This is a genomic window from Streptomyces sp. NPDC054783, assembly GCF_053611725.1.
Genome location: NZ_JBSHAY010000028.1, coordinates 46,260 through 63,841, shown reverse-complemented (window position 1 = coordinate 63,841; position 17,582 = coordinate 46,260). Strand labels below are relative to the sequence as shown.

The window sequence follows — 17,582 nt, the reverse complement described above, 5'->3', positions numbered from 1 at the left end:
ACAACCGGAATGACAACCGGAATGACAACCGGAATGCAGGCAAGCAAGCAGCAGCAAGCAGCAGGGAGCGCGTGACGTGCGGCCAGTCGGCAGCAAGTACCTGCTTGAGGAGCCGCTCGGACGCGGCGCCACAGGCACCGTCTGGCGTGCCCGCCAGCGCGAGACCGCGGGCGCCGAGGCGGCCGTGGCCGGGCAGCCCGGCGAGACGGTCGCGATCAAGGTCCTCAAGGAGGAGCTGGCGAGCGACCCGGACATCGTGATGCGCTTCCTGCGCGAGCGGTCCGTGCTGCTCCGCCTGACCCACCCGAACGTCGTCCGGGTCCGCGACCTGGTCGTCGAGGGCGATCTGCTGGCGCTGGTCATGGACCTCGTCGACGGCCCCGACCTGCACCGCCACCTGCGCGAGAACGGCCCCTTCACGCCGGTGGCCGCCGCGCTGATGACCGCGCAGATCGCCGACGCCCTCGCCGCGAGCCACGCCGACGGCGTCGTCCACCGCGACCTGAAGCCCGCCAACGTGCTGCTCCAGCAGCACGACGGCCAGCTGCACCCGATGCTGACCGACTTCGGCATCGCCCGCCTCGCCGACTCCCCGGGCCTGACCCGCACCCACGAGTTCGTCGGCACGCCCGCGTACGTGGCACCGGAGTCCGCCGAGGGCCGCCCGCAGACCTCCGCCGTGGACATCTACGGCGCCGGCATCCTGCTGTACGAGCTGGTCACCGGCCGCCCGCCGTTCTCCGGCAGCACCGCGCTGGAGGTGCTGCACCAGCACCTGAGCGCCGAGCCGCGCCGCCCGTCCACCGTCCCCGACCCGCTGTGGACGGTCATAGAGCGCTGCCTGCGCAAGAACCCCGACGAACGGCCCAGCGCCGAGAACCTCGCGCGCGGCCTCAGGGTCGTCGCCGAGGGCATCGGGGTGCACGCGAACGCCGCGCAGATCGCCGCCGCCGAGGGCGTGGGCGCGCTGCTGGCCCCCGACCCGGCCCCGGCCGCCGTCCCGGGTGTGCCCGGCGCCGCCGACCCCACCCAGGTACTGCCGAACACCGGTCCCCAGGGCGCGTACGACCCGAACGCCGCGACCAGCGTGCTGCCGCACACCGGCGGCCCCGCCGACCCCACCGCCGTACTGCCGAACACGGGCGCCGCGGACCCGACGGCGGTGCTGCCGAACAACGGCCCGCAGGGCCCGCAGCCCGAGCAGCCGCACCCCTGGCAGACCCAGTTGCGCGCGGCCCGCGACCGCAACGAGCAGACGCAGGTCCAGCAGTTCCTGTCCCCGGAGGACGACCCGCTGCGCCACCGGCCCCAGCGGCAGGTGGCCCGTCCGCAGCAGCAGCGGCAGGCCCCGCAGGCCCGCCCGCAGCAGCCGCAGCCGCGCGGCCGGCAGCAGGGGTACCAGCAGGGGTACGGCTATGCGCCCCAGCAGGCCCAGCAGCCCCAGCAGTACGCCCCGCCGCAGCAGCCGCAGCGGTACGCGCCGCCCGCGCCGGAGCCGCAGCGGCCCGCCCGCGAGCCCCGGGCGCCCCGACAGCGCAGTGCCAACCCGATGAAGATCCCGGGCCTCGGCTGCCTGAAGGGCTGCCTGTTCACGATCGTCATCCTGGTCGTGGCGAGCTGGCTGATCTACGAGCTGACCCCGCTGCACACCTGGATCGGCCAGGGCCGCAGCTACTGGCACGAGGTGAGCCACTGGGCCGGTCAGGTGAGCAAGTGGGCCAAACGCCTGGGCGGCTCCTCCGGAAGCGGCAGCTGAGCGCACGGAACCGGGTGGGGTGACCGAGCGCCGCTGACTCGCGGTAACCGATCGCGAGTTTGCGGATTTGTCGACATCTGACGGGTGATTTCCGTCTCCGCGGTGAAGGTTGGCTCGCTCGACGCGTAGTTTTATTGGCCGGGGGTTCTGGTCTGTCGGCTGGGGGTCCGGGGGTTGCCCCCCGGAATGACGCAGCGTCGGCAACACGCGTCAGTAGGAGCAGTCTTGGCACGGAAGATCGGCAGCCGGTACACCGCGAACCAGATCCTGGGGCGGGGCAGCGCCGGCACGGTGTGGCTGGGCGAGGGGCCGGAGGGTCCCGTCGCCGTCAAGCTGCTGCGCGAGGACCTCGCCTCCGACGAGGAGCTCGTCGGACGCTTCGTCCAGGAGCGCACCGCGCTGCTCGGCCTGGAGCACCCGCACATCGTCACCGTGCGCGACCTGGTCGTCGACGGCAACGACCTGGCCCTGGTCATGGACCTCGTGCGCGGCACCGACCTGCGCACCCGGCTGGAGCGCGAGCGGCGCCTCGCCCCCGAGGCGGCCGTGGCGATCGTCGCCGACGTCGCCGACGCGCTGGCCGCGGCCCACGCGGCCGGGATCGTCCACCGGGACGTCAAGCCCGAGAACGTGCTCCTCGACATGCAGGGCCCGCTGGGACCCGGCGGCGCCCACCCTGCCCTGCTCACCGACTTCGGCGTGGCCAAGCTGATCGACACGCCGAAGCGGACGCGGGCCACGAAGATCATCGGTACGCCGGACTACCTCGCCCCCGAGATCGTCGAGGGCCTGCCGCCGCGCGCGTCCGTGGACATCTACGCCCTGGCGACGGTCCTGTACGAGCTGCTGGCCGGGTTCACGCCGTTCGGCGGGGGACATCCGGGGGCGGTACTGCGCCGGCACGTCACGGAGACGGTCGTACCCCTCCCGGGCATCCCGGAGGAGTTGTGGCAGCTGATCGTGCAGTGCCTGGCCAAGGCGCCCGCGTCCCGGCTGCGCGCCTCCGAGCTGGCGGCGCGGCTGCGGGAGCAGCTGCCGACGCTGGCCGGGATGCCGCCGCTGGACGTGGACGAGCCGGAGCTGTCCGAGGAGGCCGCCGACGAGCCGGTGCCGTCGGCTCCGCCCGGGGACGAGCCGGTACGGCGGCGGGGAGCGGTGTCCCTCGTCCCCGGGGCCAAGCCGGACTCCAACCGGGACACGCACACGTCGATGAGGGTGCCCGGGCCGGACGAGCTGGCGGGCGGCGCGCACGGGACCGCTCGCGTTCCCCGGGCCACCGGTGCGCCCAGGCCGGGGTCGGCCCGGCACAAGGCCGCGGTGCGGCGTCGAAGGGTCACTCTGGGAGTGGCCGGAGTGGTCCTGGCCGCCGTCGTGGGCGTCGGCGCGTGGCTGGCGTCGGCCGACGGGGACTCGGACGCGCCGCAGAACACCCACAGCACGTCGACCCCCTGACCCACCAGGGGCTCCGCCCGCAGACGGCAGGGCGGCACCGGGCACTCCGGCAGCTCGCGAGCACCCGGCCCTCGACGCTTCGCGGAGCCGTTACGCTGGATGCGTGGCAGTCGTCGATGTATCCGAAGAGCTGAAGTCCCTCTCCTCGACCATGGAGTCGATCGAGGCCGTCCTGGACCTCGACAAGCTGAGGGCAGACATCGCCGTGCTCGAGGAGCAGGCGGCCGCGCCGTCCCTCTGGGACAACCCGGACGAGGCGCAGAAGATCACCAGCAAGCTCTCCCACCTCCAGGCCGAGGTCAGGAAGGCGGAGACGCTGCGCGGCCGGATCGACGATCTCGCCGTCCTCTTCGAGATGGCCGAGGAGGAGGACGACCCGGACACCCGTGCCGAGGCCGAGTCCGAGCTGACCGCGGTGCGCAAGGCGCTGGACGAGATGGAGGTCCGTACCCTCCTGTCCGGCGAGTACGACGCCCGCGAGGCGCTCGTCAACATCCGCGCCGAGGCCGGTGGCGTCGACGCCGCCGACTTCGCCGAGAAGCTCCAGCGCATGTATCTGCGCTGGGCCGAGCAGCGCGGCTACAAGACCGAGCTGATCGAGACGTCGTACGCCGAAGAGGCCGGCATCAAGTCGACCACCTTCGCCGTCCAGGCGCCGTACGCCTACGGCACCCTCTCCGTCGAGCAGGGCACGCACCGCCTGGTGCGTATCTCGCCCTTCGACAACCAGGGCCGCCGTCAGACCTCCTTCGCGGGTGTGGAGGTGCTGCCCGTCGTCGAGCAGTCCGACCACGTCGAGATCGACGAGTCCGACCTGCGCATCGACGTCTACCGGTCCTCCGGGCCCGGTGGCCAGGGCGTCAACACGACCGACTCCGCGGTTCGCATCACCCACCTCCCCACCGGCATCGTCGTCTCCTGCCAGAACGAGCGGTCGCAGATCCAGAACAAGGCCACCGCCATGAACGTCCTCCAGGCCAAGCTGCTGGAGCGGCGCCGGCAGGAGGAGCAGGCCAAGATGGACGCCCTCAAGGGCGACGGCGGCAACTCCTGGGGCAACCAGATGCGTTCGTACGTGCTGCACCCGTACCAGATGGTCAAGGACCTGCGCACCGAGCACGAGGTCGGCAACCCCGAGGCCGTGTTCAACGGTGAGATCGACGGGTTCCTGGAGGCCGGCATTCGCTGGCGCAAGCAGCAGGAGAAGTAACTTTGTCGACATGACAACTGCCGCCCGAGAGGCGGCAGTTGTCTTTTGTCTGGGTTTTACATCACACTCACAGGCTTCAACTCGTCGCAAAACACCCCCGACGGGACATTGCGCCCGCAACGGCCTTGACGTTGCTTTGAAAAATCGGAAGGGTGAAGTGCGGCATGCGTACTTCAGGGGCGCATGTGAACCGGGGGAATGAGTTGACGCGGACTTCGTCACCGCCTGCCCTCCGTCGATCACGGCAACGCCCCATGCGCCGCCTCATTGACGAACAGCTACTGGGGGTAGCAACCATATGACGAAGAAGACGCGGATCCGGGTCGCGCGGATAGCCGCCGGCGCCGTGATCGCGGCCGGTGCGTCACTGACCGCAGCCGGCGCGGCTTCCGCCGCGGGCATCGATGTCCAGGCGGGCCCGATCAGCCTGAGCGCGCACGCGAACGGCGAGGGCGACGACGGCGGCACCGACGGCGGTGACGGCGGGTGCGATCTCGGCATCTGCACCACCACCGGCGGGACCACGACCGGTGGCGACGCCACGACCGGCGGTGACGCCACCACTGGCGGCGACACCACCACCGGTGGCGACACCACGACGGGTGGCGACACCACGACCGGTGGCGACACCGGCGGTGACGTCACCATCGGCGGCGTCATCGGCGGCGGCGACACCACGACCGGCGGCGACGCCACCACTGGCGGCGACACCACGACCGGCGGTGACAATGGCGCCGGTGGCACCACCGGCGGCGGCAACGGCAACGGTGGCGACAACGGCACCGGCGGCGGCAATGGCACCGGCGGCGGCAACGGTGGCGACAACGGCACCGGCGGCGGCAACGGTGGCGACAACGGCACCGGCGGCGGCAACGGCGGTGGCAACGGCAACGGTGGCGGCAGCACCACCGGTGGCGGCACCACCGGCGGTTCCGGCACCTCGGGCGGCAGCACCGCCGGCGGCTCCTCCAGCACGGGTGGCAGCACCACCGGCGGCTCCTCCAGCACCGGCGGCAACAACGACACCCCGCAGGGCGGCGGCAACAACAACGCCTCGCAGGACGAGGGCTCCTCGGCCCTCACCGACACCGGCTCCGACACCCAGCCCCAGGGCAGCGGCAAGCAGCTCGCCGAGACCGGTGCCGGCCAGACCGCGTTCCTGCTCATCGGCGCCGCGACGATGATCGCCGGCGGCATCGGCTTCCGCGTTCTGCCGCGTCTGGTCAACGGCCGCGGCGGCGCTGCCGCCTGAGCGTGACCCAACGGTCACGCGGCGCGATCACCGTGCACACGGAAGGGCCCGGAGCTGACGCTCCGGGCCCTGACGGGTTTCTGAGGCTTGTCCTTGCACGCGCCGGTTCTCAGGCGGTCTGGTGCGCCAGCAGCGCCACCGCGGCGACCAGCACTGCAAGCAGCGCGATCAGCGCCATCGGGCTCACCCCGCCGAGGAAGCCCTCCTGCTGCAGTCGCTCGCGGTTGGCACGGCACACCGGGCACCGGCCCTCGCTCACGGGCGCCGCGCAGTTCGCGCACACCAACCGGTCGTACGTCATGCGCTCGCCCTCCTCGCACCGGCCATCACTCGTATCAACGCTCACGGAACCGAGAACGTTCCCCCCTCCACTGTGCCAGGTTCCCGCGGAGCTTGCGCGGGGCCTCGGAGAGCCGGGAGGGAACCGGGAGAGAACCGGGGGCGGTACAAAAACGTACAAGCCTTACCCAACCTCGACCTGCGACTGCACTTGCACACCCGGTTCGCGTATGGTCACGCTCATCTACCCCCGGCGACGCGTGGTGCATCCGTGATCCGATTCGACAATGTCTCCAAGGTCTACCCCAAGCAGACCCGCCCCGCACTCAGGGATGTCTCCCTCGAGGTGGAGAAGGGCGAGTTCGTGTTCCTCGTGGGGTCCTCCGGCTCCGGAAAGTCCACCTTCCTGCGGCTGGTCCTCCGCGAGGAGCGGTGCAGCCACGGCCAGGTGCACGTGCTGGGCAAGGACCTCGCACGCCTCTCCAACTGGAAGGTGCCGCAGATGCGCCGCCAGCTGGGGACGGTGTTCCAGGACTTCCGGCTCCTGCCGAACAAGACCGTCGCGGAGAACGTGGCCTTCGCCCAGGAGGTCATCGGCAAGTCCCGCGGCGAGATCCGCAAGTCCGTGCCACAGGTGCTCGATCTCGTCGGGCTCGGCGGCAAGGAGGACCGGATGCCCGGTGAGCTCTCCGGTGGTGAGCAGCAGCGCGTGGCCATCGCGCGGGCCTTCGTCAACCGGCCCAAGCTGCTGATCGCCGACGAGCCCACCGGCAACCTCGACCCGCAGACCTCCGTCGGCATCATGAAGCTGCTCGACCGCATCAACCGGACGGGCACCACGGTCATCATGGCGACGCACGACCAGAACATCGTGGACCAGATGCGCAAGCGCGTCATCGAGCTGGAGAAGGGCCGCCTCGTCCGCGACCAGGCCCGCGGCGTCTACGGCTACCAGCACTAAGCAAGTTCACGACGAAAGGCTCGACAAGACGCCATGCGCGCCCAGTTCGTCCTGTCGGAGATCGGTGTCGGTCTCCGCCGCAATCTGACGATGACCTTCGCCGTCATCGTCTCCGTCGCCCTGTCCCTGGCGCTCTTCGGCGGCTCCCTGCTGATGAGCGACCAGGTGAGCACCATGAAGGGCTATTGGTACGACAAGGTCAACGTCTCGATCTTCCTGTGCAACAAGCACGACGCCGACTCGGACGTCAACTGCGCCAAGGGCGCGGTGACCGAGGACCAGAAGAAGCAGATCCTCTCGGACCTGCACAAGATGCCGGTCGTCGAGAAGGTGGCGTACGAGTCGCAGGACGAGGCGTACAAGCACTACAAGGAGCAGTTCGGCAACTCACCGCTGGCCAGCTCGCTCACGCCGGACCAGATGCAGGAGTCGTACCGGATCAAGCTCAAGGACCCGCGGAAGTACCAGGTGATCGCCTCGGCCTTCAACGGGCGCGCCGGTGTGCAGTCCGTGCAGGACCAGAAGGGCATCCTGGACAACCTCTTCCAGCTGCTGAACCTGATGAACCGGGGCGCGCTCGGCGTGATGGCGATGATGCTGATCGTCGCGCTGCTGCTGATCGTCAACACGGTCCGCGTGTCGGCGTTCAGCCGCCGGCGCGAGACCGGGATCATGCGTCTGGTCGGTGCCTCGGGCTTCTACATCCAGGCGCCGTTCATCGCCGAGGCCGCCGTCGCCGGACTCATCGGCGGCGGGCTCGCCTGTGTGGCCCTGGTGGTCGGCCGGTACTTCACCATCGACCACGGCATGGACCTCGCCCACAAGCTCACGCTCATCAACTTCGTCGGGTGGGACGCGGTGTTGACCAAGCTGCCGCTGATCCTCGCAACCAGCGTTCTCATGCCGTCACTTGCGGCGTTCTTCGCGCTGCGCAAGTACCTGAAGGTGTGACGCATGCCAAGAGGGCCGTACGGGCATCCGCCCGTGCGGCCCTTCGCGTTGTCCTAGACTCACCGCCATGTCAGGCCGAGGACTCCCCGCCATGCCAGGCCGAGACCTGTTCTGCCGGCCCCGCCGCATCAGCCGCGGGGCCGCCCTGACACTGGTCTTCGCCGGCGTCCTGGTCACCGGCGCCGCCACCGGCTCCTTCCCGGAGCCGGACGCCACCGCGCGCAGACCCGTCACCGGGCCGACGCGTACGGCCACGAGCCACGAGGACGTCCAGAAGGCCGCCGCCGAGGCGATGGCCGACGGCAAGTCCCCGATGGAGGCCGCCGAGCGGGCCGTCAGCCGCAGCGGGGACCGCTGGGGCGCGGTGTACACCGAGGGCGAGTACCAGGAGTTCCAGGAGTCCCTCGACGGCCGCTACACCGGCGTCGGCCTGTGGGCGCGGCGCGAGCGGGACGGCCGGATCGAGGTGACCAGGGTGCAGCCGGGCTCGCCGGCCGCCGATGCAGGGATCCGCAAGGGCGACCGGCTGCGCAGCGTCGACGGCAGCAGGGTCGACGGGCGGCCGGTCACCGAGGTGGTCTCCTTACTGCGCGGCGACGCCGACGACGCGGCCGCGGGCACGCCCGTCACCCTGGGCCTGCAGCGCGGCACGCGCACGTGGACCGAGACCCTGCACCGGGCCAGTCTGTCCACCGACTCCGTGACCGTGCGCCGGCTGCCCGGCGGGGTCACCGTCATCGGGATCGCCGCGTTCACCAAGGGCTCCGGTAACGCCGTCCGCGCCGCGGTACGGCAGGCCCCGGCCGACGACGGGATCGTCCTCGACCTGCGCGGCAACTCCGGCGGCCTGGTCACCGAGGCGGTGGACACCGCCTCCGCCTTCCTCGACGGCGGCCTGGTCGCCACCTACGACGTCGACGGCGCCCAGCGCTCCCTGCACGCCGACCCCGGCGGAGACACCACCCGGCCCCTGGTCACCCTGGTCGACGGCGGCACGATGAGCGCGGCCGAGATGCTCACCGGGGCCCTGCAGGACCGGGGCCGCGCGGTGGTGATCGGCTCGCGCACCTTCGGCAAGGGCTCCATCCAGATGCCGAGCGAGCTGCCCGACGGCTCGGTGGCCGAGCTGACCGTCGGCCACTACCGCACCCCTTCCGGTCACGCGGTCGATGCCCGGGGCATCACCCCGGATCTGGACGCGAGCCCCGGGGAGGCCCTGCCCCGGGCCGAGACGGTTCTCACCGGCCTGGGCGACCCCTCGTAGCCACTCGTAATCGGCTGTACTCACACCCCCGGTGTGGTGCCAAAATGGTCAGTACTATGGCTAAGGAAAAAGGGCGCAAGCTGATCGCGCAGAACAAGAAGGCGCGGCACGACTACCACATCCTCGACACCTACGAGGCCGGGCTGGTCCTCATGGGCACCGAGGTGAAGTCGCTGCGTCAGGGGCGGGCCTCGCTGGTCGACGGCTTCGTGCAGCTGGACGGTCACGAGGCGTGGCTGCACAACGTGCACGTCCCCGAGTACAGCCAGGGCACCTGGACCAACCACAGCGCCCGCCGCAAGCGCAAGCTGCTGCTGCACCGCACGGAGATCGACAAGCTGGAGTCCAAGTCCCAGGAGACGGGTCACACGATCGTGCCCCTCGCCCTGTACTTCAAGGACGGCCGCGCCAAGATCGAGATCGCGCTCGCCAGGGGCAAGAAGGAGTACGACAAGCGCCAGACCCTGCGCGAGAAGCAGGACCGGCGCGAGGCGGACCGCGCGATGTCGGCGGCGCGCCGGAAGCAGCGGGGCTAGCGGGAATACGCTGGCACCGACCTGCGTTGTTCCCGTACGATGGCACCAGCACCGGACGTCAGCGCCCGGTGTGAACCTTGAGAAATCAACATGGGGATGATCGGTTTCGACAGCGGCTGTCGAAGCAGGGGAAGCGTGTCGAGGAAGCGGCCATGATCTCGTAAACCACAGGCCGAAAAAAATAATCGCCAACACCAAGCGCGATTCCTTCGCCCTCGCTGCCTAAGTAGCGACTTGCGAAGTGTCAGCCCGGGGCTGTTCCCGACCCGGATCCTGGCATCAGCTAGGGAACTAAACCTTGATCCCGGTCACGGGGTGAAGAGGGAAACCAAACAGTGACTGAGCCCGTCGGCGACTTGTTCGCGTGATCGCCGGGGCCGAGAAAAGCGAAGCGAACTGCACACGGAGAAGCCCTGGTTCCGCACCGTTGGACGCGGGTTCGATTCCCGCCATCTCCACCAAACCCCTCCGGGGGTTACCCCATGTGGGCAACGGCCCCGTCGCTTCTGGCGACGGGGCCGTTGTCATTCCCCGCGCAGCGGCACACGGCCGGCGCCGGTGAGCCAAGCCAATCCGAGGGCAACGGTGGCGCCGGCCGCCGGTACGACGTACGCGGAGGTCGGCGACAAGTGCTCCGCCACCCAGCCCCCCACCGCCGACCCGCAGGCGATCCCCGTCAGCAGCCCCGTCACCACCAGGCTCATCCCCTCGTTCAGACGGTCGGCCGGGGTGCGCCGCTGTACCAGTGTCATCGCCGTCACCATCGTCGGCGCCGTAGCCATCCCCGCCACCAGCAGCGCCCCCGCCAGCACCCACAGCGAACCGGCGAGGACCGCGGCCGCCCACGGCAGTGTCATCAGGACGGCCATGCCCGCCAGGCAGTGCCCCAGCCGCACCCCCGTCGGCTTCAGCGCGCCGTACAGCAGCCCCGCCGCGCACGACCCCGCCGCCTGCAGGGCGAGCACCGCACCGGCCGCCGTACGGTGGCCCTGCGCGTCGGCGTACGCGATCGTGACGACCTCCATCGAGCCGAACACCGCCCCGGTCGCGGTGAAACAGGCCAGCAGCGGCGGGATGCCCGGGCTGCGCAGCGGTGAGGGCGCCTGTGAGCGGGCCCGCGGCGGCGGCTCGGTGGCCCGCTGCGCGGTGAACAGCAGCATGCCGACGAGCAGCAGCACCGCGCCGGTGAGCGTGCCCGCCTCCGGGAAGAACGTGCCGGTGAGGAAGGAGGCCAGCACCGGGCCGAGCATGAAGCACAGCTCGTCGGCGGCCTGCTCGAAGGAGTTCGCGGTGTGCAGCGCACCCGGGTCGTCGCGCAGCAGATGGGCCCAGCGGGCGCGGGACAGGCCGCCGATGTTCGGGGTGGCCGCGGTGAGCGCGTAGGCGGCGAACAGGGTCCAATCGGGGGCGTCGTAGCGGACGCACAGCAGCAGCACGAGGCTGCCGAGCACGGAGACGAGCGTGGCCGGTACGGCGACCCGGGCCTGCCCGTGCCGGTCGACGAACCGGGCGATCCAGGGCCCGGCCAGCGCGGTCGCCGCGAGACCGGTCGCGGTGACGGCACCGGCCAGTGCGTACGAGCCCCGCGAACCGGCGATCATCACGACGGCGCTCACGCTGAACATGCCCATGGGCAGCCGGGCGAGAAGGTTGCCGGTGGTGAAGGCGCGGGCGCCGGGGAGGCCGAGGAGGCGGCGGTAGCCGCTGGTTGTGGACATGACCGAGGACATGGACTCACCCTCGCCCCGAGTGGATCACGGGGTCCAACACCTTCTCGGTGCCGATTCACGCACCTGTGTTGTAAGTTCACGGGCATGTCCGTCCCCGCCGGCATAGACCCCCGCCTCCTGCGCGCCTTCGTCGCCGTGGCCGAGGAACTGCACTTCACCCGCGCCGCGGCCCGCCTGTACGTCGCCCAGCAGGCGCTCAGCCGGGACATACGGCGGCTGGAGCGGGAGCTGGGCGCCGAGCTGTTCGTGCGGACGACCCGGCAGGTGACGCCGACCGCGGACGGCGAGCGTCTGCTGCCGCACGCCCGGCGGGTCCTCGCCGCCCAGGACGACCTGCTCGCCGCCTTCGCCCCCGGCCGGTCCCGCCCGCTGCTGGTGGACCTCAACTCACCGGGCCTGGCCACCGGCCGCCGCGTGCTGCACCGGGCCCGTGAACTCGCCCCGGACTGTGAGCTGATGGCCCGCTACGAGAGCGGCCTGACCGGGGCCGCCGCCGAACTGCTGGCCGGCCGGCTGGATGCCTCCTTCGGCCGTTTCGCCGGCCTGGACCCGGCGCTGCGCTCCGGTCTGGAGCAGCAGCCGGTGCGCTACGAGCCGATGGCCGTCGTACTGCCCGAGGACCATCCGCTGGCCGCTCGCGCCGAGGTGCCGGTGTCCGAGCTGGCCGGTGAGACCGTGTACGCCGGCGCCGGAAACCCGCGCACCCTGGAGTGGACCGACCTGGCGAACCGGCTCTTCGAGGGGCGGGGCATCCGGCTCGCCGCGCCGCTGCCGCTGGCCGTCGGGGACGAGGAGTTCGAACGGATCATGGCCAAGACCCGGCATCCGGTGCTGGCCGTGGTCGACTTTCCGGCCATGCCCCACACCGTCCGCCGCCCGCTCGTCGATCCCGTCCCGCTGTCGCCGGTCTCCCTGGTGTGGCGGAAGGGGCTGGTCCATCCGGGGCTGGAGGCGCTTCGGCGGGCGGCGGTCGAACGTGCACGGGCCGAAGACTGGCTGCGGCGTCCTGCCGAGGGATGGCTTCCAGCCACCGATGTCGAGGTGATGGGTCAGCCGATGGAGGCGCGCTTCTGCCAGTAGCTGTGAACGAAGAACCAGCCGACGGCCCCCTCGGCGACGACGAGGTACGAGCCGCTGCCGCTGTCATCGCGCAGAAGGTGCGGCGTGTTCTCGGAACCGAGTAGAGGCGAAGCCGGTCCAGGGGCTCGACGGGGAACCTCTCATCCCGCCTCCGGGCAGGGTGAGAGCAACGTTCCCTTCCGGTCACCCACAGCCACAGGCAGGAAACGAGCCCTCCCTACCTTCGGGCTGAGCCGGTCGATGGCAGGTCGACGGCGGACCGAGCAGCCGGAGCCCCGTGGAGGCGTGATGACAGCCCCAGCCCCAACAGCCCCAACCCGTCGCAGCGGCCGCTGGATCGAACGCTGGGACCCGGAGGACGAGGGATTCTGGACGGCGACCGGGGAGCGGATCGCCAACCGGAACCTGTGGTTCTCGGTCCTCTCGGAGCACATCGGCTTCTCCATCTGGACCCTGTGGTCCGTCCTCGTCCTGTTCATGGGCCCGGAGTACGGCCTCACACCCGCCGACAAGTTCCTGCTGACCTCGATGGTCACCCTCGTCGGCGCGGTCGTGCGCGTCCCCTACACCTTCGCCGTGGCCGTGTTCGGCGGCCGCAACTGGACGATCATCTCGGCGAGCCTGCTGCTGGTCCCGACGATCGCGGCCTTCGCGGTCATGGAACCGGGCACGTCCTTCAGCACGTTCCTCGTCGTCGGCCTGCTGGCCGGCATCGGCGGCGGCAACTTCGCCTCCTCCATGACCAACATCAACGCCTTCTTCCCGCTGAAGAAGAAGGGCTGGGCGCTCGGCCTGAACGCGGGCGGCGGCAACATCGGCGTGCCCGTCATCCAGCTCGTCGCCCTCGCGGTCATCGGCGCGAGCGGCGGCCCGCGGGTCCTGCTGGGCATCTACATCCCGCTGATCGTCGTGGCCGCCGTTCTGGCCGCTCTCTTCATGGACAACCTCGCTTCCGTGAAGAACGACACCGGCGCGGCCAAGGACGCCGCGAAGGACGGCCACACCTGGATCATGTCCTTCCTCTACGTCGGCACCTTCGGCTCCTTCATCGGCTACAGTTTCGCCTTCGGCCAGGTCCTGACGATCCAGTTCGGCCGCACCCCGCTCCAGGCGGCGTACCTCACCTTCATCGGCCCGCTGCTCGGCTCCCTCATCCGCCCCCTCGGCGGTCGGCTCGCCGACCGTTTCGGCGGCGCCCGCATCACCCTGTGGAACTACGTCGCCATGGCAGCCGCCACCGGCGTCCTGATCGCCGCGAGCCAGGAGAAGTCGCTTCCGCTGTTCGTGTCCGTCTTCGTCGTCCTGTTCGTGCTCAGCGGGCTCGGCAACGGCTCGACGTACAAGATGATCCCGGGCATCTTCCAGGCGAAGGCCCTGGCCAAGGGCCTGGAGGGGGAGGAGGCCGTGGCCTACGGCCGCCGGCTGTCCGGCGCCTCCATGGGCCTGATCGGCGCGGTCGGCGCGCTCGGCGGAGTCGGCATCAACCTCGCCTTCCGCCAGTCCTTCCTGTCCTACGGCAGTGGCACCGGAGCGTTCGTCGCCTTCCTCGCCTTCTACGGCCTCTGCTTCGCCGTGACGTGGGCCGTATACCTTCGCCGCCCGGCGCGTCAGGCCGTGCCGGTGGCGGCTTCGGAGACAAAGGCGCAGCTCAGCTACGCCGAAGTATGACGTAACACCGGTGCAATGAAGCCGAACCGAGCCTGTCACGCGCCGTTGACAGGCTCGATTCGCGCGCCGGTCAGCTAGGAGAGCCCATGTACGACGAAGAGCAGCATCCCGGAGCCGTCGAGCACGGTCCGCTCGCGGGATTCACCGTGGGCGTCACCGCCGCGCGCCGGGCCGACGAGCTGGGCGCCCTGCTCCAGCGGCGCGGTGCCGCGGTCCTGCACGCACCGGCCCTGCGCATCGTGCCGCTGGCCGACGACGGTGAACTCCTCGCCGCGACCAAGGAGATCATCGACCAGGTGCCCGACGTGGTCGTGGCCACCACGGCGATCGGCTTCCGGGGCTGGATAGAGGCCGCCGACGGCTGGGGCCTCGGCGAGCAGCTGCTCGACGGGCTGCGCGGCGCCGAACTCCTGGCCAGGGGGCCGAAGGTCAAGGGAGCGATCCGTGCGGCGGGTCTGACGGAGGAGTGGTCCCCGTCCTCGGAATCCCTGGCCGAGGTCCTGGACCGGCTGCTGGAGGAGGGCGTCGCCGGCCGCCGTGTCGCCGTACAGCTGCACGGCGAGCCGCTGCCCGGCTTCGTCGAGTCCCTGCGGGCCGGGGGAGCGGAGGTGGTCCCGGTCCCGGTGTACCGCTGGATGCCCCCGGAGGACATCACCCCGCTGGACCGCCTCCTGGACGCGACGGTCTCCCGCTCCCTGGACGCGCTGACCTTCACGAGCGCGCCCGCGGCCGCGTCCCTGCTCTCCCGGGCGGAGACCCGGGGCCTGCTGGAGGAGCTGCTGTCGGCCCTGGCCCACGACGTCCTCCCGGCCTGCGTGGGCCCGGTCACGGCGATCCCCCTCCAGGCCCAGGGCGTGGACACGATCCAGCCGGAACGCTTCCGCCTGGGCCCCCTGGTCCAGCTCCTGTGCCAGGAACTGCCCGGCCGGTCAAGGGCGTTGCCGATCGCCGGCCACCGGGTGGAGATCCGGGGCCACGCGGTCCTGGTCGACGGCGCGCTGAAGCCGGTCCCCCCGGCCGGCATGTCCCTGCTCCGGGCCCTGTCCCGCCGCCCGGGCTGGGTGGTACCGCGGGCGGACCTGTTGCGTGCGCTGCCCGGCGCCGGGCGGGACGAACACGCGGTGGAGACGGCGATGGCCCGCCTCCGCACCGCCCTCGGCGCCCCCAAGCTGATCCAGACCGTGGTCAAACGCGGCTACCGCCTGGCCCTGGATCCGGCAACGGACGCGAAGTACGCGGACGCGTAGCCCGGATGTCGCGGTCACGGATCACCATCAGTCCAGTGACACCGGCTCCACGCGGGGCTCGGCGATGGACCGGTAGTCGGCCGTCGACAGCGCGAGCGACCGATCGAGGCGGGCGGCGTTGAAGTGGAACTCCGGGTGGACCAGCAGCCCGGGGTCGACGATCAGCTCCAGCCGTTCGTCGAAGGTCAGGGGAAGGATGGTGCCGCTGGGGGAGCCGGCCAGTTCCTCGGCGATGCCGGGAGAGGCGAAGGAGGCGTAGGTGCCGCCGTAGAGCGCCTTCACCGCCCCCAGGTCGACCCGCTTGTCCCCCGGCACGACCACGACCACGAGCGCGTGGCGCTTGTCCTTCTTGCCGATCTTCACCATGACGATGGTGCACTTGGCAGCCTGGTCGAGTGCGTGTCCGCGGAGCCGGCTGACCGCCTCGGTACCGCCCTCCGGGGCGTGCTCGATCACCCGATACGTCGCCCGGTGCTCATCGAGCAGGGCGAGCAGCTTGTCATGGGTGTCGTCGGCGTCGTCCGAAGCCATTGGACCTCCCGGTTCAACTGGGCGGTCGATCCGGTGAGTTGACCTCATCCCCCGGGAAGCGCCGGACCGGAGAGCGATCAGCGGGGCCTTTCGGTTGCCGGCCGTGACGTGTCCCAGGACGCCTCGTGTGGCAAGTCCTTGGGAGCGTGGGGTTCCGGCCTGGCGTTCGGGCGGGCACTGTGAAGTGGAGAGCCTCACGAGAAGACCCCACGAGAAGACCCTCACGCTTCCTGCCTAGGCGGTGACAGGCACATGGCACTGGGTACGGCGCCCCCTGCGTACGAGCCACGGTTCGACGCCGGACGGATCTGTCTCGATCTCCTCGCCACCACCCATCCGGCCGAACGGCTGGACGGCGTCGAGGCGTTGTGCGCGTGGATCGGTGGGGTGGGGCTCGTGCCCGGGGGGACGGCACTCGGTCATGCCGACGCCTCCTGGCTCGTCGCGTTCCGGGAACTGCGCGCCCATATCGGGACGTTGGTGCGCGACCCGCATGCGCCGGACACACCGTCGTACGAGAGCGCGCTCCGGCGGGTCAACGAGGTCGCGCACGCCTCGACCCCCGTCCCGCGTGCCGTACGCGGTGCGGACGGCGGACTCACGAGGGAGTTGGCCGGCCCGCCGGCCTGCGCCGCTCTGCTCGCGCTCGTCGCGCGGGACGCCGTGGAGCTGCTCACCGATCCCGTCGCCCGGGCCGCCGTACGGGAGTGTGAAGGGGACAACTGCCCGCTCGTGTACCTCGACACCTCCCGGGGGCGGCGCCGGCGGTGGTGTTCCAGTGAGGTGTGCGGGAACCGGGAGCGGGTGGCCCGGCACCGGCGGCGGGCCGCGCTCGCAAGGGCGTGATCTTCGTAACACCGCGTTTGGGTGCCCCGTACACGGGAGTTGAGAGCCGTCCCGGCAATGTGCCGGAATTGTAAAGATCGAGCGGGAGGAATGTGCTCGCATGTCCCTGTCGTCACGTCAGCCACGAGAAATTGTGCCCTCCGTTTGAACGCCGGGCCCCTTCCTTCCGTACGGGTGGGCGAGCGACCGACTGGGGGAACCCCCGGACACCGGAGGTGGGCGTGCGCAAGGATGCGGCCGTGGCCAATGAACGTGGATCGAGGGCCCGACATCGCATGTCCTCACAGCCCTCGGAACCGGATGAGGAGCTGATGCGTGCGCTGTATCGAGAGCACGCCGGACCCCTGCTCGCGTATGTCCTCCGGCTGGTCGCCGGTGATCGGCAGCGCGCCGAGGACGTCGTGCAGGAAACGCTCATCCGTGCCTGGAAGAACGCCGGTCAGCTCAATCGGGCGACCGGTTCGGTACGCCCCTGGCTGGTGACGGTCGCGCGCCGCATCGTCATCGACGGCCACCGCAGCCGGCAGGCCCGGCCGCAGGAGGTCGATCCGTCGCCGCTGGAGGTCATCCCCGCGGAGGACGAGATCGACAAGGCGCTGTGGCTGATGACGCTGTCGGACGCGCTCGACGACCTGACCCCGGCCCACCGGGAGGTGCTCGTCGAGACGTACTTCAAGGGGCGTACGGTCAATGAGGCGGCCGAGACGCTGGGGATACCCAGCGGCACGGTGCGGTCTCGGGTTTTCTACGCCCTGCGATCGATGAAGCTGGCACTGGAGGAGCGGGGGGTGACGGCGTGATGAGCAGTGGTTATGGGGG

16 protein-coding genes and 1 other RNA gene are annotated in these 17,582 nt (G+C 70.8%); 14 read left to right on the top strand and 3 right to left on the bottom strand.

Annotated features, from left to right (window positions below):
- Positions 1-76 precede the first annotated feature (76 nt).
- The 4 genes from ACWGJ5_RS35220 (at position 77) to ACWGJ5_RS35205 (ending at position 5,670) form a co-directional block, all read left to right on the top strand.
- On the top strand, positions 77-1,756 hold the full coding sequence (locus tag ACWGJ5_RS35220) for a serine/threonine-protein kinase (protein ID WP_453313693.1): 1,680 nt from the start codon (positions 77-79) through the stop codon (positions 1,754-1,756).
- Between the two features lie 225 nt (positions 1,757-1,981).
- A complete protein-coding gene (locus ACWGJ5_RS35215; protein ID WP_453313692.1) occupies positions 1,982-3,208 on the top strand; it encodes a serine/threonine-protein kinase in 1,227 nt (408 codons plus the stop codon).
- A gap of 103 nt (positions 3,209-3,311) precedes the next feature.
- Positions 3,312-4,418 carry a peptide chain release factor 2 gene (gene prfB, locus ACWGJ5_RS35210; protein ID WP_453313691.1) on the top strand — a complete coding sequence of 369 codons (1,107 nt, stop codon included), beginning with the start codon at positions 3,312-3,314 and terminating at the stop codon, positions 4,416-4,418.
- Between the two features lie 298 nt (positions 4,419-4,716).
- Positions 4,717-5,670 (top strand): LPXTG cell wall anchor domain-containing protein, encoded by a 954-nt coding sequence (locus ACWGJ5_RS35205; protein ID WP_453313690.1) that lies wholly within the window; start codon positions 4,717-4,719, stop codon positions 5,668-5,670.
- A gap of 109 nt (positions 5,671-5,779) precedes the next feature.
- Here the strand turns inward: ACWGJ5_RS35205 and ACWGJ5_RS35200 are convergent, their stop codons facing one another.
- Positions 5,780-5,971 carry a hypothetical protein gene (locus ACWGJ5_RS35200; RefSeq protein WP_453313689.1) on the bottom strand — a complete coding sequence of 64 codons (192 nt, stop codon included), beginning with the start codon at positions 5,969-5,971 and terminating at the stop codon, positions 5,780-5,782.
- Positions 5,972-6,220: 249 nt separating this feature from the next.
- On the opposite strand from ACWGJ5_RS35200, the gene ftsE reads away from it, so the two are divergent.
- The 5 genes from ftsE to ssrA all read left to right on the top strand — a co-directional run bounded on the left by ftsE (position 6,221) and on the right by ssrA (position 10,122).
- A complete protein-coding gene (gene ftsE, locus ACWGJ5_RS35195; protein ID WP_031159396.1) occupies positions 6,221-6,910 on the top strand; it encodes a cell division ATP-binding protein FtsE in 690 nt (229 codons plus the stop codon).
- A 33-nt stretch (positions 6,911-6,943) separates the two neighbouring features.
- Complete coding sequence (ftsX, locus tag ACWGJ5_RS35190; protein ID WP_228621958.1) at positions 6,944-7,861, top strand: permease-like cell division protein FtsX; 918 nt, start codon at positions 6,944-6,946, stop codon at positions 7,859-7,861.
- A 91-nt stretch (positions 7,862-7,952) separates the two neighbouring features.
- Positions 7,953-9,125: a S41 family peptidase gene (locus ACWGJ5_RS35185; protein ID WP_453313688.1), complete on the top strand. Its 1,173-nt coding sequence runs from the start codon at positions 7,953-7,955 to the stop codon at positions 9,123-9,125.
- A gap of 56 nt (positions 9,126-9,181) precedes the next feature.
- The gene (smpB, locus tag ACWGJ5_RS35180) at positions 9,182-9,661 is read left to right on the top strand and encodes an SsrA-binding protein SmpB (RefSeq protein WP_453313687.1); all 480 of its coding nucleotides are present in this window, start codon (positions 9,182-9,184) and stop codon (positions 9,659-9,661) included.
- Positions 9,662-9,753: 92 nt separating this feature from the next.
- Positions 9,754-10,122, top strand: a transfer-messenger RNA (tmRNA) gene (gene ssrA / locus ACWGJ5_RS35175).
- Between the two features lie 63 nt (positions 10,123-10,185).
- Here ssrA and ACWGJ5_RS35170 read toward each other — a convergent pair.
- On the bottom strand, positions 10,186-11,379 hold the full coding sequence (locus ACWGJ5_RS35170; RefSeq protein WP_453313686.1) for an MFS transporter: 1,194 nt from the start codon (positions 11,377-11,379) through the stop codon (positions 10,186-10,188).
- A 96-nt stretch (positions 11,380-11,475) separates the two neighbouring features.
- Here ACWGJ5_RS35170 and ACWGJ5_RS35165 point away from each other — a divergent pair, with 96 nt between their 5' ends.
- The 3 genes from ACWGJ5_RS35165 to ACWGJ5_RS35155 all read left to right on the top strand — a co-directional run bounded on the left by ACWGJ5_RS35165 (position 11,476) and on the right by ACWGJ5_RS35155 (position 15,386).
- Positions 11,476-12,471: a LysR family transcriptional regulator gene (locus tag ACWGJ5_RS35165; protein WP_453313685.1), complete on the top strand. Its 996-nt coding sequence runs from the start codon at positions 11,476-11,478 to the stop codon at positions 12,469-12,471.
- A 288-nt stretch (positions 12,472-12,759) separates the two neighbouring features.
- Complete coding sequence (locus ACWGJ5_RS35160; RefSeq protein WP_453313684.1) at positions 12,760-14,139, top strand: nitrate/nitrite transporter; 1,380 nt, start codon at positions 12,760-12,762, stop codon at positions 14,137-14,139.
- An 86-nt stretch (positions 14,140-14,225) separates the two neighbouring features.
- Complete coding sequence (locus ACWGJ5_RS35155) at positions 14,226-15,386, top strand: uroporphyrinogen-III synthase (RefSeq protein ID WP_453313683.1); 1,161 nt, start codon at positions 14,226-14,228, stop codon at positions 15,384-15,386.
- A 27-nt stretch (positions 15,387-15,413) separates the two neighbouring features.
- Here the strand turns inward: ACWGJ5_RS35155 and ACWGJ5_RS35150 are convergent, their stop codons facing one another.
- Positions 15,414-15,917, bottom strand: coding sequence for a YbaK/EbsC family protein (locus ACWGJ5_RS35150; protein ID WP_453313682.1), 504 nt, complete (start codon positions 15,915-15,917; stop codon positions 15,414-15,416).
- Positions 15,918-16,169: 252 nt separating this feature from the next.
- Here ACWGJ5_RS35150 and ACWGJ5_RS35145 point away from each other — a divergent pair, with 252 nt between their 5' ends.
- Both ACWGJ5_RS35145 and ACWGJ5_RS35140 read left to right on the top strand, forming a co-directional pair.
- On the top strand, positions 16,170-16,763 hold the full coding sequence (locus ACWGJ5_RS35145) for a CGNR zinc finger domain-containing protein (protein WP_453313681.1): 594 nt from the start codon (positions 16,170-16,172) through the stop codon (positions 16,761-16,763).
- Between the two features lie 215 nt (positions 16,764-16,978).
- A complete protein-coding gene (locus tag ACWGJ5_RS35140) occupies positions 16,979-17,563 on the top strand; it encodes a sigma-70 family RNA polymerase sigma factor (protein ID WP_030167252.1) in 585 nt (194 codons plus the stop codon).
- The last annotated feature ends 19 nt before the right edge of the window (positions 17,564-17,582 follow it).

Bases quoted from the DNA above. Each gene is read 5' to 3' on its own strand.
- ACWGJ5_RS35205 (WP_453313690.1), top strand. From the start codon at position 4,717: ATGACGAAGAAGACGCGGATCCGGGTCGCGCGGATAGCCGCCGGCGCC.
- ACWGJ5_RS35200 (WP_453313689.1), bottom strand. From the start codon at position 5,971: ATGACGTACGACCGGTTGGTGTGCGCGAACTGCGCGGCGCCCGTGAGC.
- ftsX (WP_228621958.1), top strand. From the start codon at position 6,944: ATGCGCGCCCAGTTCGTCCTGTCGGAGATCGGTGTCGGTCTCCGCCGC.
- ACWGJ5_RS35185 (WP_453313688.1), top strand. From the start codon at position 7,953: ATGCCAGGCCGAGACCTGTTCTGCCGGCCCCGCCGCATCAGCCGCGGG.
- smpB (WP_453313687.1), top strand. From the start codon at position 9,182: ATGGCTAAGGAAAAAGGGCGCAAGCTGATCGCGCAGAACAAGAAGGCG.
- ACWGJ5_RS35170 (WP_453313686.1), bottom strand. From the start codon at position 11,379: ATGTCCACAACCAGCGGCTACCGCCGCCTCCTCGGCCTCCCCGGCGCC.
- ACWGJ5_RS35165 (WP_453313685.1), top strand. From the start codon at position 11,476: ATGTCCGTCCCCGCCGGCATAGACCCCCGCCTCCTGCGCGCCTTCGTC.
- ACWGJ5_RS35160 (WP_453313684.1), top strand. From the start codon at position 12,760: ATGACAGCCCCAGCCCCAACAGCCCCAACCCGTCGCAGCGGCCGCTGG.
- ACWGJ5_RS35155 (WP_453313683.1), top strand. From the start codon at position 14,226: ATGTACGACGAAGAGCAGCATCCCGGAGCCGTCGAGCACGGTCCGCTC.
- ACWGJ5_RS35150 (WP_453313682.1), bottom strand. From the start codon at position 15,917: ATGGCTTCGGACGACGCCGACGACACCCATGACAAGCTGCTCGCCCTG.
- ACWGJ5_RS35145 (WP_453313681.1), top strand. From the start codon at position 16,170: ATGGCACTGGGTACGGCGCCCCCTGCGTACGAGCCACGGTTCGACGCC.